This window comes from Corallococcus macrosporus DSM 14697, from assembly GCF_002305895.1.
GTDB classification, from domain to species: domain Bacteria; phylum Myxococcota; class Myxococcia; order Myxococcales; family Myxococcaceae; genus Myxococcus; species Myxococcus macrosporus.
Genome location: NZ_CP022203.1, coordinates 5,592,923 through 5,608,373, shown reverse-complemented (window position 1 = coordinate 5,608,373; position 15,451 = coordinate 5,592,923). Strand labels below are relative to the sequence as shown.

The following is a 15,451-nucleotide window of genomic DNA, read 5'->3' as shown; positions in this document are numbered from 1 at the left end:
GGACCCGTCAGTCGTGCGTGCCGATGTGCTGATCGCCGTGATGCTCGCAGACCCAGTGGAAGGCGCAGGAGCAGGCCACGGCGCGGGCGCGGGTGCAGCAGCGGCCGCCGAAGTGCTCGGGCAGGGCGGTGGCCTCGTCGTCCTGGGGAGGCTCCGGCAGGCACCGGGGCGCCGAGCGGCCAGACTCGGCGGGCTCGCTGTCGCAGCAGCCGCGCTCCATGCAGCCGGGGCACAGGGACAGCTCGCAGTTGGCGCACCAGTCGAACACCTCACCGGCGTCTCCCCGGCGCTCACAGCCTCCACAACTGTCGAACATGGACGACCTCCAGTCACATGCCGGTGAAGGTAGAGCGGGGGTCTGACAGGCGAAGCGTCCAATCCGTCACGCTCCACCGAGAGGAGGCTTCCATCGGTGAACGCCCGGCGGGGGGAATGTGGGGCAATCAACCGTCGTGAGCGGAAACCGGCGCGTGCTTGGAACAAGCTGGCGCTGGGGCCCGTCTTACCGGGGGAAGGAGTCAAGCCCATGCGCAGGCCACGGCGGATCATCGGCGTCTTTGGTTCAGGCAAGGAGGACCACGCGGAGCGGGTCGTCCCCCTGGTCCGGTGGATCGCCGAAGCGGGCTTCGACCTGCTCACCGGCGCGGGCAGCGGGGTGATGCGGACGGCGGCGGACGCCTTCGTGCAGGTGAAGTACCGGCAGGGCATCTCCATTGGCATCGTCCCTGGCACGGTGGAGGGCGGCGAGTACCGGCCCCGCTCGGGCTACCCCAACCCCAACGTGGAGCTGCCCATCTACACGCACCTGCCGCTGAGCGGCGAGCAGGGGACGGACCCGCTCAGCCGCAATCACATCAACGTGCTCACGCCGCACGCCCTGGTGTCGCTGCCCGGGGGCGCGGGCACGGCGGCCGAGGCGGCCCTGGCCCTGCGCTACGGCAAGCCGGTCATCCTCTACGGGCCGCCAGAGTCGTTCCGGCGCTTCCCGTCGGAGCTGGAGCGGACGGACTCCCTGGAGCGGGTGGCCGAGTTCCTCCGCGCCGTCGTGGGGGACCCGGTGCGTCTGGCCGCGCCGTAGCTCCGGTAATGCGTCTAGGATGACGCGCTCGGGGGAACGGGCCGGCTCCACCCAGGCAGGGAGGGCCGTGTCGTCTCGAGTGCGCCATCATGATCAGTGCCGAAGCTCCGCTCGCCAGCTGGTTCCTCGCCATCGCCGGGACGCTCTTCCTGCTCGTCATCGCGCTCCCGTTGCTGCTGATGCCCCTGACCTGGGCGCGCTGGTTCGGCTGGCGGCTGCCGGAGGGTAACAATCACCTCACCATCTACTTCGGGCGCTGCCTGGGCGCGGTGGCCCTGGCCATCATCCTCACGGCGGCGCGCTTCGTGTCGCGGCCGGGGCCCGCCATCTTCGACCTCATCGGGTGGGTCTGCGCGGGGATGGTGGTCGTCCACGTCTGGGGGGCCCTGAAGAAGGCGCAGCCCGTGTCGGAGACGGTGGAGATCGCCTTCTACGCGGTGGTAGGCGTGGTGGCCATGTGGATCCGCTTCAACGCCCTGGGCTGAGCGCATGGCCATGTCTCCGGTGGACGCCGACCCCATCCTCGCGACGCTGGCGCCCTACATCCCCGGCGCCGTGCTCCGGCGCCTGGAGCACACGGAGGCGCACGCGCTGCCGCTCATGGAGCCGGTGGAGGGCGCCATCCTGCTGCTGGACATCGCGGGCTTCACGCCCATCGTCGTCAGCCTGAGCGGCGCCGGCCCCCGGGGAATCGACGCGCTCCAGCGGCTCCTGACGAGCTACTACACGGAGATGATCGACGTCGTGAAGGACCACGGCGGCGACATCTACCAGTTCGCCGGTGACTCCATCCTGGCCTGCTTCGAGGTGGAGCCGGGCACGGACGCCAGCGCCACGGTGCAGCGCGCCGCCCGGTGCGCGCTGGACGTCCAGCGGCGGCTGTCCCGCTTCGCCCGGCTGGAGCTGCTGGGCCAGCGCTTCACCGTGTCGTCGCGCATCGGCATCGGCTTCGGGGAGGCCCACCGGGTGGTGCTGGGCGCCACGGGGCTGTGGATGCACCCGGCGCTCATCGGCCAGCCCCTGGCGCAGGCGGTGGCGGCGGAGAAGCGGGCCACGGTGGGGGAGGTGCTCCTCAGCCCGGAGGCCTGGGCCCTGCTGCCGGAGCCCGCGCGTCAGGGCGAGGCCCGCGGCGGGGCGTACCACCTGGCGCCCACCGCGCCGCTGCGCGCGCCGCCAGCGCCCGGCTTCGTGCTGCCCTCGGGGCCGGAGCTGGTGGCGCGGTGCTCGTTGCTGCTGCACCCGGTGCTCTTCACGAAGATCACCACGGCGCACCAGGAGTTCAGCGGTGACTTCCGCGACGTCACCTGCTGCTTCCTCCGCTTCGACAGCCAGCATCCGGCCGCGCGGACGGAGGCGTTCACCCGCGAGCTGAACGCCTTCTACGAATACGTCCAGCGGGAGAGCGCGCACCACGGCGGCGTGCTGTTGATGACGGACTTCACCGACAAGGGGAACGTCCTCTACGTCATCTTCGGCGCGCCCACGGCCCTGCAGAGCAAGGAGGTGCTGGCCTGCCGGTTCGCGTGCAAGCTGATGCGCGAGCGGGAGTCCTTCCCCTTCGTCACGTCGCTCCAGGTGGGCATCGCCACCGGCCCGGCCTACTTCGGCGACATGGGCTCGCCCTGGCGCAAGGGCTACTCCGCGCTCGGCGAGGTGGTGAACATGTCCGCCCGCCTGATGACGCACGGGCAGGGCAGCGGCATCCACATCGACGCGCAGACGGAGCGCAAGCTGCACCAGGGCGGCTTCGCCACCGAGTTCGTGGAGGACGCGCGGCTCAAGGGGGTGTCCCGCGCGGTGCCCGTCTACCGGCTGTCCGCGGAGGTCCGCCGCAGCCTGTTCCTCAAGGGCAGGGGCGACCTCGTCGGCCGGCAGCGCGAGGTGGACGTGCTGCGCCAGGCCGTGGACGAAGCCCTGGAGGGCCACGGCCGCACCTGCGTGGTGTCCGGCGAGGCGGGCATCGGCAAGTCGCGGCTGGGCGCGAAGGTGGTGGAGGTGGCGGAGGCGCGCGGCGCCCGCAGCCTCTACGGCATCTGCTACTCCTACGAGATGTTCACGCCCTTCTTCCCGTGGAAGGAGGTGCTGGTCCAGCTCTTTGGCCTGCACGAGGGCGATGACGTGGAGACGCAGCTCTCCCGGCTGCGCCAGGGCTTCGGGGGCCTGGAGGACACGGGGCCGGAGTGGATACCGGTGCTCGCGGGCATCCTGGGCCTGCCCGTGGAGGAGTCACCCCTCACGCGCGACCTGGACGCCCGGCGGAAGAACCAGAAGCTCTTCCAGGTCATCCTCCAGCTCCTGGAGAAGCTGTCGCGCCAGACGCCGGTGCTGCTCTTCTTCGAGGACCTCCACTGGGCCGACAACATCTCCGTGGACCTCATCGAGTACGTGGCCGCGCGGCTGTCCCCGCTGCGCGTGACGCTGCTGGTGACGATGCGGCCGGGCGAGCACCTCAAGGGCCTCAAGGGCCTGCCCGGGATGCGGTGGTTGGACCTGTCCAGCCTGGATGACGAGGACACGCGGGCGCTCCTGCGGCTGCACCTGCGCATGGAGACGCCGGACACGGCGCTGGAGGACCTGCTGTTGGCCAAGGTGCAGGGCAACCCGTTCTTCACCGAGTCCATCGTCCAGGGGATGGTGGAGAAGGGCTACCTGGGGCCGGTGGCGCCGGGCGCCCAGACGCTGGAGCTCAAGCGCGGCCTGCAGGGCCTGGAGCTGCCGGACTCCATCCAGGACGTGGTGCTGGCGCGCATCGACCTGCTCACGGAGACGGAGAAGCTGGTGGTGCGCGTGGCCTCCGTGGTGGGCCGCATCTTCACGCTGGAGGCGGTGGCCGCGCTGGCGCCGGGCTCGGTGACGCCGGAGCGGATTCGAGAGGCCATCGACACGCTGACGCGGCTGGGGCTCATCCTGCTGGAGCTGGAGGAGCCCTTCACCTGCATCTTCAAGCACATCGTCATCCGCGACGTGGCGTACACCACGCTGCTGGTGTCCGCGCGCGAGGACCTGCACCGGCGCATGGCGCGCTTCATCGAGGCCCGCGCGGGGGACAACGCCGTCAAGTCGGCGGGCATCCTGGCCTACCACTCGCTGGCCGGAAACGACGAGGTGAAGGGCCTGGAGTACACGCTGATGGCGGCGCGCAGCGCGCGCGAGCAGTACGCCAACGACGACGCCATCCACCACTACAACCGGGCCATGGAGATCCTGGGTGGCACCGTGGCGTTGGACCCGGAGGAGGTCCTTCGCAAGACGCACGCGGTGATGAAGGAGCTGGCGGAGACGCTGCTCAACGCGGGCAACTACGCGGGCGCCATCCTCATGTTCGAGCAGTGCCTGGCGGACGAGGAGCAGGTGCCGCGCCGCGCGGAGCTCCACCTGGGCCTGGGCCGGGCCCACCAGGAGAAGGGCGAGTCGAAGCGCGCCATCCAGGAGCTGGAGACGGCGCTGGAGCTCATGGGGCGCACGATGCCGCGGAGCCTGGCGGCGCTGGCGCTGCGCTCGGTGGGGGCCATGGGCCTGCACCTGCTCTACGGCCTGTTCCCCTGGCTGGTGCGGCCGCTGGGCGCGCGGCTGCCGCTGTACTTGAAGCAGCTCTCCACGCTCATCTCGCTCATCAAGATCTACTACTTCGCGGACATCGGGAAGCTCACCTGGGCCACGCTGGTGGCCACGACGATGGCGGAGCGCTCGCGCAGCGAATACGGCCTGAGCCTGGCGACCAGCTACTACGGTTCGCTGCTGTTCGGCTCCGGGCTGGTGGGGCGCTCGGGGTTCTGGTGCCAGCGCGCGCTGGAGCACGCGCGCCGCTCCCGGGACACGGCGGCGGAGGGCGTGGCCCTGAGCCGGCTGGCCACGCAGTCCATCTTCACCAACGCGCAGGCCCGCGCCACGGCCTACGGCGAGCAGGCGGTGGCCTTGCTGCGGCAGGTGGGGGACATGTGGGAGGTGCAGACGGGGCTGATGATGCTGGCCACCAGCCAGTTCCTGGCCTCGCGCTTCGAGGACGCGGAGCGCGCGTACCGGGAGATGGGGCGCGTGGGCGTGGAGCTCAACGCGCTGATGCACCAGGGCTGGTCCCACGCGTGGGTGCCCATGTGCCGCTACCTGCGCGGCGACGGAGACGTGGGCGAGCTGTGCGCGGAGCTGGAGGAGGGGCTGCGCATCAGCATCGAGGTGCAGGACCTGGCCAACCAGTGCGCCAGCCTGAACCACCTGGTCAACGTGGCGGTGCGCGAGCACCAGGTGGAGGAGGCCGCGTTGATGGCGGTGCGCGCCGACGAGGCGCTGTGGCGCTACCACGTGCTGGTGCCCTTCCTCCAGATTGGCCTGGTGGACGCGGCGGAGGGCGCGCTCTTCGCGCTGGAGCAGGGCGCCGTCTCCGTGCCGCAAGAGCAGTTGTGGGCCATCTACCGCCGCTGCGCGCTCAAGGCGCGGGCGCTGGGCGCGCTCTACCCGTACCTGCGCGGCCCGGCCATGCGGGTGATGGCGCGCGCGAAGGCGCTGAAGCGGGGCGCGAAGGCCGCCGAGCCGCTGTTCGAGCGCGCGCTCCAGGTGCTTGAGGCCACGCCCAACCGCTGGGAGACGGGCGTGGCCTACCTGGACGCGGCGGCGGCGCTGCCGCACCGGCGCACCGAGCTGCTCGCCCGCGCGCGGGACGTCTTCACCGCCATTGACGCCCAGGCGGAGCTGCGGCGGGTGGCGCGGCTGGAGTCCGGTCCCCAGGACGTGGCGCCGGCGCTGCCCGCCGCGGCGCTCACGTGAGCCGCTGCGGCTGGAGGCCGAGCTGGGCCATCTGCTGCACGTCCCAGTACTCCAGCGCGTCCTGCCCGGCGATGTAGCGGCGGGCCGTGTTCTTCACCGGGTTGCGGATGCTCACGATTTCGGGCCCGGAGAAGAGGATGGTCTGCTTGTAGCGGGGCATGTCGCTCATGGTGAGCTTGGACCAGTAGTGCCGCGCGATGTTGGGCAGGCTGCCGAGCTGCGCGCAGAGCCGGTGGAAGTGCTCAATCACCTCCGACGCGTCCAGGTGCTTCGGGCGGTGGCAGAGCGTGTAGCCGTCATAGTCGCGGCTCAAGGTGCCCGGTAGCAGGCGGCCCTCCGCCTGGAGCTCGCGGAAGAAGGGCGTCTCCGGGTAGGGGCAGACGATGCCCAGGAAGGTGACGGAGAAGTACCGGAGGTCGGAGAGGTATTCGGGGAGCTTCTCCAGGTATTCGTTGGTGTCTCCGTCCGAGCCCACGATGAGGCCGAAGGACAGCAGGATGCCGGCGGAGAAGACGCGGCGGATGACGGCGTCCACCTCGCTCAGCTTGTTCTGGCCCTTGTTCATGGCCTTGAGGGAGTCGGGGTTGAGGGACTCCAGGCCGGTGTAGACGTAGCGGCAGCCCGCCCTGGCCATCAGCTTCACCAGCGACTCGTCCTTGAGCACGTTGAAGGTGAGGGCGCAGCCCCACGTCTTCTTCAGCGGGATGAGCGCCTCGCACAGCTCGCGCAGGTACTTCGGTGAGCCGCCGAGGTTGTTGTCGAGGAAGACGAAGGCGTCATCCATCAGCCCCAGGTAGTTGGGGTTCCAGTGCATGTGCCGCTGGATTTCGTCGATGACGTGGGCGACGGGGCGGTAGCGGTAGCGCTCGTTGCCGGTGAGGACGCAGAAGTTGCAGGAGAAGGGGCAGCCACGCGACGCCTCGATGCCGGGCAGGCGCAGCTTGTTGTGCGTGAAGTCGATGAGGTCATGGCGGTAGGGCCGGATGGCGCTGGGGCCCAGCGGCGGGCGCTGGTAGCGCGGCTGGAGCTGGCCCTTCTCGAAGTCCTCGATGAGCGCGGGGACGTTGGCCTCGGGCTCGCCGGTGATGACGGCGTCGAAGTAATGCTGGGCGTCGTCGGGGAAGTAGCTGGCGTGGCGGCCACCGGCGACCGTCTTCATCCCGCGCTGACGGAAGAGGGTGGAGAGCACCTTGGTGTGCTCGTAGTAGGAGTGCAGATAGGAGAAGAAGACCAGGTCCCAATGGCGGTCCATGGGGAGGTCGCGCTCCTTCTCGTTGAAGATCTCCACCTCCGCGTGCGGCGGGCACAGGCCGGCGATGAGCTCCGGCACGGAGGACTGCATGATGGAGGGTTCCTTGAGGCGCAGCCGGGTGGGGTGCGTGTACGTGGCGATGACGGCGATCCGCATGCGATGACGTGGCTCCAAGACGAGGCGGCGTGGCCACGGCCCGGCAAGGAGCACTCGTCAGCTGGTCCGGCTCCCCCCGGCCTGGCCGTGAAAGCAGAATCCCCCTGTTTCACGCTTCACGCAAAATGACAGCGGCCCAGCTCGCGGCTGCGCGCGTGTTCCTGATTGTCGTGTTTCGCGCGCGACGCACCGTGCATTCGGCTTCGTCACGCCGTGTGCATGGAATTTCAATGGGTGGGTCATTATCTAGTCAGGGTCCGCTTGCAGCGTCTCGTGCACGCACGACGTCCCCCCGCCCCTCACCCGCCGAGCGACCCCGCTATGTCCTTCAGTACCTGGAACATCGACGCATCCCACTCGTCCGTCCTCTTCGTCGCGCGCCACATGGTGGTGGCGCGCGTTCACGGCCGCTTCGAACGCTTCTCTGGCACCCTCCGTGTGAATCCCGAACAGGCCACGTTGGGGGAAGTCGAGATGACCGTGGAAACGGCGAGCATCTACACAGGCGCGCCGGACCGGGACGCGCACCTGCGCTCTCCGGACTTCCTCGACGCCGAGGCCGCGCCCAGGCTCACCTTCCGCAGCACCAAGGTGGAGCCCGTGGGTGGCGCCAGCTTCCGCCTCCTGGGTGACCTCACCATCCGCAACGTCACGCAGGCCGTGGCCTTCGATGCCCGGCACATCGGCACGTCGAAGGACCCGTGGGGCAACTCGCGCCTCATCTACTCGGCGCGCTCCACCATCAACCGCACCGACTACGGCATCCGCTGGAACAAGACGCTCGACAACGGCGGCTGGCTGGTCAGCGAGAAGATCGACCTCGAGCTCGACATCCAGGCCATCCCCGCGGCGGCCTGAGCCACGCGCCTCGGGCCGGCGCCTCGGGGGGAGGCGCTGGCCTCAGGGCGCGGGCAGGAAGTCCGCGTAGACGGCGGCGTGGTCCGAGCCGCCATACCCGCCTCGCGGGTCCCTCGCGGCGCGGAACGAGCCGGGCACGTAGGTGCCGCCGCCGCGCGCCAGGTACAGGTGGTCAATGGCCTGGAGGTCTCCGTAGAAGGCGTAGGTCCACGTCTCGCTGTCCGGCCGGTCGCTGGAGACGCGCAGCAACGCGCCGTCACGCTCCAACGCGTTGATGGGCTCCGAGCCCGGCACGTCGTTGAGGTCCCCGCCGAGCACCACCAGCGCCTCCGGCGAGGCCCGCGCCACGTCCGCGACGATGTCCCGCGCCGCCGCGGCCTCGGCGAAGCGGCGGCCCGGGTCGTCGCTGGACTTGGAGCGGAAGTGCGCGGAGAAGACGATGACCTTCTTGCCCTCCACGTCCAGGTGCACCTCCAGCAGCTCGCGAGCGAAGCGCGTGGAGGTGCCGTCCGGCCGCCAGAGCTCGCGGTCGCGGTGGCCCCGCACCTGGGTGATGGGGTGGACGGAGAGGACGGCCACGTCCACCGACGCGGGGGCCCCTGTCTCCCCCAGCTCCGAGTAGCCGAAGCGCGGGAGCCGGTCCGTGAGGGCGTCGAGCGAGGCCTGCGTCTCCACCTCCGCCAGCAGCACCACGTCCGCTTCCAGCCGCGAGATGGCGGACGCGAGCCGGTCCGCCTGGAGGCCGAACTCGGAAGGGGTGGGGAGGGCTTCGTAGTTGTTGCCGCCACAGGCCCCGGAGTCGCAGACGGTGTCGAAGAGGCGCTGCACGTTGAAGGCGGCGATGCGCACGCTGCCTTCGGGCGCGGGGGCCGGCGGCTCCGGCGTGCCGCAATCCGTCCCCACGCACACGTCTTCCGGCTCCGGCGTCCAGCGTCCCTCGCATCCGGACAGGGACAGGAATGTGGCCAGCAGGGCGGCCTGGAGACGCGGGACGCGCCACTGTGCGACGAAAGAGGCGGGAGACATGGCGGCGGCAGCCTACCCCAACGCGGCGCCGGCGCAGCCGGGCAGGCGGGCGCGGTGTTCGCGGAAGGCGCCATGGTTCCTCGCGCATTGCTTCCGGGTGGGTGTTACGGCATGACAGCGCGTGCGGTGGGGCTCGGCCCTGCCGTTCGGAACGTGTACGGAGGGGAGCTCGCGGAATGGTTTTCGAGATTCTCATTGGCGCCGTGGTGATGACGCTCATCACGGTGCTGTTCACCGGGCCCGGAATGTGGAGCTCCACCTGGGGCTACCGGAATCGGGAAGGTCAGCACCACACGTCCAAGCAGCCCGAGGCGAAGAAGAAGCAGGAGCCGTAGCCCACAAGGCCCGCCTCACTGGCAGACGCCGGGACAGCCCGCCGCTCCCGCGCCAGGTGAGCAGGCATCCAGCGGGGCGTCCACGCTTGCCGCAGGCGGCCAGCGCCCGCGGCCACGGAGGTGACAGCCGCCTGCGTCGGTCGGTTCATGTCCGGTATCTGGCGCGCGCGGCCCATCCCCCCGCGCGCGAGGTGTCGGGGGGATGAAACGCGGGGCGCGCGTCACTCCACCAGCAGCCGCTTCACCGGTGCGGGGTCCACCGCGACCATCAGCGGGCGGGTGAAGTTGCTGAACGACACCAGGGCCTGCCCCGGCGCCAGCCGCGACACCCGGTCCCACAGGCTCTCGTCGATGCTGCCCGCTGTCTTCTGCATCCGCGCGATGACGGAGCTGTCCGCGATTTTGTGGATGACGAAGTTGTTGATGAGGCCCAGCACCTCGTTGGGGAGGTGCTGCGGGAGCTGGGTGACGAAGACGAGCCCCATCCACCGCTTGCGGCCCCGCTTGGCGATCTTGGCCACCTGCTCGAAGAGCACGGGCATCTGGGTGATGCGGTTGGCGGAGAGGAACTCGTGGGCCTCTTCGATGATGATGAGCACCGGGGTGACGGACTCCTCCCGCGCGTTGGCCCGCTCATAGCGCTTCTCCTGGGCCTCCTGGAGGCCGCGCAGGATGTCCGCGATGACCAGGTTGTTGAGCTGCGGCGAGTCCGTGTCCGACAGGTCGATGACGGAGACGCGCCCGGGCGTGAGCATGGAGTCGTAGGCGACGCCTTTCTCGTTGCCCACGTCGAAGATGCCCAGGCGCCGCAGGCGGTGCAGCTTGCTGGCCAGCGCCTTCCAGCTGATTTCGTGTCGGCTGCTCTGGGCCATGACGCGCGCCATGACCCGGCCGAAGTTGCTCCTGAACTCGGTGCGCAGCATCAATCCGCGCGAGGGGGCCTTGGCGGTGACGTCCGAGTCGGCCTCCGCGTCGTCCGTCTCCTCGAGGAGCGAAGCCTGCTTTCGAGGAGTCGCGCGTGACCTGCCGCGCGTCTCCGACTTTCCTTCGTCGCTGAGGCTGTAGATGTACGCGCTGACCACGTCCAGCACATGGTCGATGGTCATGTGCGGATACCCGGTGGACAGCTCGTCCACGTCGAGCGCCTGGCGGCGCTCCTGCTCGGTTTGAGGGTAGATGTTGAAGTCTTCGAGCAGGAGCTTCGTGACGTCGTAGGCCTTGAGGAACCGCTCCTGCTGCGCGTCCGACATGTCGAGAATCTCGGCGAGCGCGTACGGAGACAGGCTGGAGAACTGGAGCGAGAACGCGTGCTTGTTCCGGTGTCCTGCGTTGCGGCTGAGGCGCCCGGTGAGGTGGTGGATATGCAGGTCCTTGACGCCCTGGGGGCGCTGTCCCCGGCGCTTCAAGGCTTCGAGCATCGCGGTGTGGTCCGTGGGCTGGTCCACCTGGGTGTATTCACCTTCCACATCGAAGACGATGGTGGCGATACCTTCCGCCTGCGCGCGGTGGATGAGCGTGGCCACCGTGGTGGACTTGCCGCCGCCCGTGGTCCCGATGATGCCGGTGTGCCGGGGGAGGATGGACTTGTCCCGAGGATTGAGACGGGCCTCCATCTTCTCGTAGCCCACGACGAGCCCCAGGCACAAATCACCCCCGACGCCCAGCACGCGCGCGCTCTCCGCCTCGTCGAGAAGGAAGACGGGGCTCTGCGGCCTGGGCCGGAAGCGTGGCGGCCTCAACGTGCCCTCCACCTCCTCGCCGACAATCTCTATCTCCGCGCGCCCGTGATAGTCGAACGTGTACGCCAGCTTCTTGCCGTGCGTCACGACGCCAATGGCCATGGTGGAGTTGGCGGGCACTGCGTTCGGCTCCGCGAAGGGGCCGCGCACGACGACGCCCAGGTAGGCGCGGTTGTCCTCCCTCGACTTCACGCGAACGAGCGTCTGGGACGCGAGCAGGTGCAGGTCCTCGCGCGTGAGCAACACCGTGATGAGGTTGTCCTGGCTCGACGTCACGTCGAAGTGGGTGAAGCCCACCGCCGCGGCCAGCTCTGGATCGACCTGGGGGCCGGACTGGGCCTGCTGCTTGATGTCGTCCAGTTCCTTCAGGGTCTCTTGCGACGTGGGCAGGAAGGCGCCGTCACCCGGCGCCGGGGGACCCGGGTGCTTTCCATTCATCACGGGCGGAGCACGGTGCTGTCCATTGAATGCCGGCTGGACACGCGCGCCCCCGTTGGCGGGAGTGGGCTGCTCGCCCCTGCCTGGGGGCCCCGCCCTGGCTGCGCTGGGCCGGAACGCTCCGGGTGGCGGACGCGCGGCCTCCGGAGGAGGCGCGGCGCGGCCCGGGTTTCCAGGCAGTGGACTCGGCCGGCTGTAGCCCTCCGGTGGGCCGGGCCTTGAAGCGGCCCGCGTGGCTCCGCTGCCGGGCCCTCGTGGTCCGGGGGGTGGGTCACCCCAATTTCCGGAGTCCTCGTCAGAGTAGGGGGGCCTGCCCGCGGGTGGACCCGCATGGGTGGCTTGATTGCGAAATGCCCCCGGCCCAGAAGCGCGCTGTCCCCTGCCGTCGTCAGCCATGCCTATGTCCCCCTCCTACCGGCTCTTGATGTGCTCACTGAAGTACTCGAGGTTGGCCCCGGCCCGCGCATAGGCGTCATGGACCAGGCCCAGGAAGCCGTCCTCGCCAAAGGCGCTCCGGCACGAGGCTTCGGCGACGTCGAGGAGCATCGGGAAGCCTCGCTCGGGACGGAGGATGCTGTCGGCCATGGCCACTCGCACGGCGACGTGCACGTGCTCGCGGTGCGCATAGAAGCCGCGAGGTGGCGTGCGCTCCGAGGCGCGGTACACGCCGCAGACCACATCCGGGCAGCAGTCCTCCACGAAGGCCTTGGCGAGCCGCGCGTTCTCGCCTTCGTACTCCCACCGGCCGACAACGCGTTCACCAAACCGCTCAAGCGTCTCGATGATGGCGTACTCGCCCGCGCCGAGCGCATGGCCGAGGGTCAAGAGGCCGCGCTCCTCCAGCGCGCTGGGGACGAAGACGAACTTCTTCTGCACCTTGATGAGACGCCGGAGCACGTCCAGAGACGCCAGCAGCACGCTGCGATATCCCGACCCTGACAGCAGCTCATAGGCGCAGGGGTTGCCATGGCCGATGCGCCACTCCGCCTTGGACTGGTCCACCAGCACGGCCCGCTCGGCATAGGTCCGGATGCCTCGGCGCGCCAGCTTCGACAGCAGGTCCTTCCGGGGGCCCGCGGACCGACGGGTCCGGCGGTTGATGAAGTCCACGGCGTCCAGCACGGGGTTGGCGCTCCGCTCCGACATCTCCTTGCGGAAGAGGCGCTGGGAGAAGGTGCCCGAGGTTCCTCCGTAGCCCACCATCGCGATGCCCATCTGGGTGATGCCCAGCGGCAGGCTCTCATGGGTGGAGGTGATGCCGTGGACCGCTTCGACCCTCCCTGCGAAGAGCAGGCCATTGTGGAGGGTCTCCAGCTCCTCCGGCGTCGTCTTGTAGACGCCGGACTCCCTGGGCCCTCCGAGCCGGTTCACGAGGAGCGGGAAGACCTCGTCACGGATGATGGAGCGCGCTCGTCCCTCCTTGTCGACCGCGCTCGCAATCTCCCGGCGGAACCGCTCCATGACGTTCTCGAGGTCGAGCCCCCGTGACCAGCTCTCGATGTCGAGCGTCGTGCTCAGCTCCTCGTTGAAGGCCTTGCGGAAGTCGTCGTCGCCACCGAGCTCTGCGTCGCCTTCGAAGGAGAAACCACCAGCCATTGCCTACCTCCCAGCGTCACCGAGGAAATCGACCGTCGAGTACGAGCGGAGCCGCTCACGCCGGGTCAGCATCCGGACGTAGGTCCGCGCGTGGATGCGCGGAAGGCCGAACCGGCCGGCGAGCCTGACGTCTCCGGGGTCGTCATGGCGCTCCTTCAGCAGCGGGGATGCAATGTCCGCGGGGGCCAGCAACTCGAACGCGAGGCGATCGGCGCGCCACTCGGCCTCCGCGACGCTTCCAGACTGAATGGCGCCATCCGCGTCCCGCTCCATCAGCTTCACCTGGATGCCCAGGGGCACCTGGTCCAGCGCGAACGCCAGCCGCTCTCGTGGATGGGGAGGGCGGTCTTCGTCCAGCACCGTGCGGATGGCCTCTCCGTATCGCTTCAGCGCCCGCGCGCGAGGCGTCAAATGGTCGAGCACGAAGTGCGCGACCTCGTGCGCCAGTGTGAAGCGCTGGTGGTCTTCACTGTCATTGCTGTCGCGGAAGAGGACGCCCCGGCCGGAGCACGCGACCATGCACCCCCGGAACCGCCGGGGCGTATCCGAGACGGGGTGGTCGAGCCCCATCCGCCGCGAGAGCCAGTCCCTCACGGACGCGGACGTCAACCCATCCACGACGACAAGGGTGACGGGGAGCCGCCGGCCGGCGTCGCGCGCGATGTCCCGGGGGAAGGTCGTGGGAGGTGGCAGCCCGGAGAGCGCCACCGCCTCCCTCAGCCAGATTTCCGTCACGTGTTCTCCTCTCCCTCGCGTTCGCGGTCCTGCGCGGCCATCAACAGCACGCGCTGGGGAGGCGAGCCGTCGGCAGGGGGCTTCTTGAAGGCCTTCACCACCTCCAGCCGCCGCAGGAGCTGCACCAGGAGCAGGTCGTCCACGCCATGCCGCTCCGCGATGGCGGAGACCTGCTCGTCGAATGTCGCGCCTTCCGGGCAACGGCACAACGCCAGCCAGCGCAGCGTCTCCGCCGAGCAGCCCAGCTCCTTGGCGAGCGCCTCCTCGGAGAGGCCTTCGAGCTGCCGGTATTCCTCGAACGCATGGCCCAGCATCCAGGACTCGCTCTTGCTGCGCCGGGCCGCGTGCTCAAGCCATTCAGGACTTGTCATGGGCGTCCTCCTTTCCAACGCGCGCCAATCGCTTCATGAGCCGGTCCCGATGCCGCTTCACCTCGCGCCGCTGTTCCAGCTCCGACAGCGAGTCAAGGCCGAGCACCTTCCCCAGCTCCTCCGTCGCGCCTTCACCTTGGAGCACGGGCCCCAAGAGCTTGCGCTCCTCCGTCCGGAAATTGATTTGCTCGAGTTTCCTCACGGTGAGACGGGCCTCCACGGATAGCTCCATGACGTCTTTCGGAGCCGACGCGCGAAGTGCGAATTCCTCGCCGTAATCCTCTTCTCTCTGGACTCGCGATTTGCCAGACCGGTGCCGGTCAGCGGCCCGCCGTTTGGCTATTTGCGTCAAGTAGGTGGAGAGCCGGGCCCGCTGGCTGTCGTAACGCTGGGGGTGGCGCAAGTAGTAGAGCACCGCGTCCACCGCCGAGTCATAGGCATCGTCATCGACCTGGCAGCCCACCTCATGCTTCAGGACCTTCACGATGGGGTCCATGAGCACCCGGAAGACATCCTCTGAAGCCAACGACTCACCTTGAAGAACCCGCGCGTGCAGCTTCAGCTCCACTTCCCATGTTGGAAAGCTCATCCCCTCACCTCGCCGGGAGACATGCCCCGTTCTCGGTTTGAATGCGTTGGTGTGTGCTCCTTCGGAACCGATGCAGCGAGTTCGACGCAGAGGACCCTTCGCATGACCGCGCGAGGTTTTCAGTGTTCAGCACCCGCGTCTGTACCTCCCGGGTGGTATGCCCAAAAAGTCAAATAAATGGAAGGGGAGGGGTCTGGGCACGCCAGCGCGGTCATTCCCATACCACCCGGGTGGTAAAGACAGACCCGGCCCCCAAAGCCATGCTTCAGGGCGGATGCGGGCGTTGTCCGATGCTACCCGGGGCGGCTCGGGGGGACGTTCCGGGAGCGCGGCGACGGAGGGGAGCGCCATCAGGCGTGGCAGCGCGTCTCTTCGGAAGGCGGGGCAGGGGGCTGCCCGCTTCCGGGTGCGAATGCTGCCAGGGGACGGGGCCGGAGCCGGGCGGCCTGGGGCATGAGGCCGCCCGGCGTCCGGTGTGGGGTGGAGGTGCGATCACCCCCTACCCCAGGAAGGCGGC

At 69.3% G+C, this 15,451-nt stretch carries 13 protein-coding genes; 5 read left to right on the top strand and 8 right to left on the bottom strand.

The features are described 5' to 3' along the window. Positions 1–7: 7 nt before the first annotated feature. Positions 8–316: a hypothetical protein gene (locus MYMAC_RS22425; protein WP_095959579.1), complete on the bottom strand. Its 309-nt coding sequence runs from the start codon at positions 314–316 to the stop codon at positions 8–10. 210 nt (positions 317–526) lie between these two features. On the opposite strand from MYMAC_RS22425, the gene MYMAC_RS22420 reads away from it, so the two are divergent. The 3 genes from MYMAC_RS22420 (at position 527) to MYMAC_RS22410 (ending at position 5,839) form a co-directional block, all read left to right on the top strand. Beyond that, positions 527–1,078 (top strand): SLOG cluster 4 domain-containing protein, encoded by a 552-nt coding sequence (locus MYMAC_RS22420; protein WP_095959578.1) that lies wholly within the window; start codon positions 527–529, stop codon positions 1,076–1,078. Between the two features lie 89 nt (positions 1,079–1,167). Next, positions 1,168–1,563, top strand: coding sequence for a hypothetical protein (locus MYMAC_RS22415; protein WP_095959577.1), 396 nt, complete (start codon positions 1,168–1,170; stop codon positions 1,561–1,563). A gap of 10 nt (positions 1,564–1,573) precedes the next feature. Then, a complete protein-coding gene (locus tag MYMAC_RS22410) occupies positions 1,574–5,839 on the top strand; it encodes an AAA family ATPase (RefSeq protein WP_095961660.1) in 4,266 nt (1,421 codons plus the stop codon). On the opposite strand, the gene MYMAC_RS22405 is transcribed toward MYMAC_RS22410, so the two are convergent. Then, a complete protein-coding gene (locus MYMAC_RS22405) occupies positions 5,832–7,247 on the bottom strand; it encodes a B12-binding domain-containing radical SAM protein (RefSeq protein WP_204816894.1) in 1,416 nt (471 codons plus the stop codon). The genes MYMAC_RS22410 and MYMAC_RS22405 overlap by 8 nt on opposite strands. Before the next feature lie 321 nt (positions 7,248–7,568). Between MYMAC_RS22405 and MYMAC_RS22400 the strand changes: the two genes are divergently transcribed. Beyond that, positions 7,569–8,105: a YceI family protein gene (locus MYMAC_RS22400; RefSeq protein WP_095959575.1), complete on the top strand. Its 537-nt coding sequence runs from the start codon at positions 7,569–7,571 to the stop codon at positions 8,103–8,105. Between the two features lie 42 nt (positions 8,106–8,147). Here the strand turns inward: MYMAC_RS22400 and MYMAC_RS22395 are convergent, their stop codons facing one another. After that, positions 8,148–9,131: an endonuclease/exonuclease/phosphatase family protein gene (locus MYMAC_RS22395; RefSeq protein ID WP_095959574.1), complete on the bottom strand. Its 984-nt coding sequence runs from the start codon at positions 9,129–9,131 to the stop codon at positions 8,148–8,150. A gap of 176 nt (positions 9,132–9,307) precedes the next feature. Here MYMAC_RS22395 and MYMAC_RS37270 point away from each other — a divergent pair, with 176 nt between their 5' ends. Beyond that, positions 9,308–9,466, top strand: coding sequence for a hypothetical protein (locus tag MYMAC_RS37270; protein ID WP_170114758.1), 159 nt, complete (start codon positions 9,308–9,310; stop codon positions 9,464–9,466). A gap of 221 nt (positions 9,467–9,687) precedes the next feature. Here MYMAC_RS37270 and MYMAC_RS22390 read toward each other — a convergent pair whose 3' ends face one another. The 5 genes from MYMAC_RS22390 to MYMAC_RS22370 are packed head-to-tail and all read right to left on the bottom strand — an operon-like array spanning position 9,688 to position 14,913. After that, a complete protein-coding gene (locus MYMAC_RS22390; protein WP_095959573.1) occupies positions 9,688–12,045 on the bottom strand; it encodes an ATP-binding protein in 2,358 nt (785 codons plus the stop codon). Positions 12,046–12,054: 9 nt separating this feature from the next. Next, positions 12,055–13,239, bottom strand: coding sequence for a hypothetical protein (locus MYMAC_RS22385; RefSeq protein WP_095959572.1), 1,185 nt, complete (start codon positions 13,237–13,239; stop codon positions 12,055–12,057). 3 nt (positions 13,240–13,242) lie between these two features. Beyond that, positions 13,243–13,974 carry an ImmA/IrrE family metallo-endopeptidase gene (locus MYMAC_RS22380; protein WP_095959571.1) on the bottom strand — a complete coding sequence of 244 codons (732 nt, stop codon included), beginning with the start codon at positions 13,972–13,974 and terminating at the stop codon, positions 13,243–13,245. Beyond that, complete coding sequence (locus MYMAC_RS22375; protein ID WP_157757537.1) at positions 13,971–14,345, bottom strand: hypothetical protein; 375 nt, start codon at positions 14,343–14,345, stop codon at positions 13,971–13,973. The genes MYMAC_RS22380 and MYMAC_RS22375 overlap by 4 nt, the downstream gene beginning before the upstream one ends. Next, positions 14,332–14,913 carry an RNA polymerase sigma factor gene (locus tag MYMAC_RS22370; protein ID WP_013941109.1) on the bottom strand — a complete coding sequence of 194 codons (582 nt, stop codon included), beginning with the start codon at positions 14,911–14,913 and terminating at the stop codon, positions 14,332–14,334. Before MYMAC_RS22370 ends, MYMAC_RS22375 begins: the two co-directional genes overlap by 14 nt. Positions 14,914–15,451: the final 538 nt, after the last annotated feature.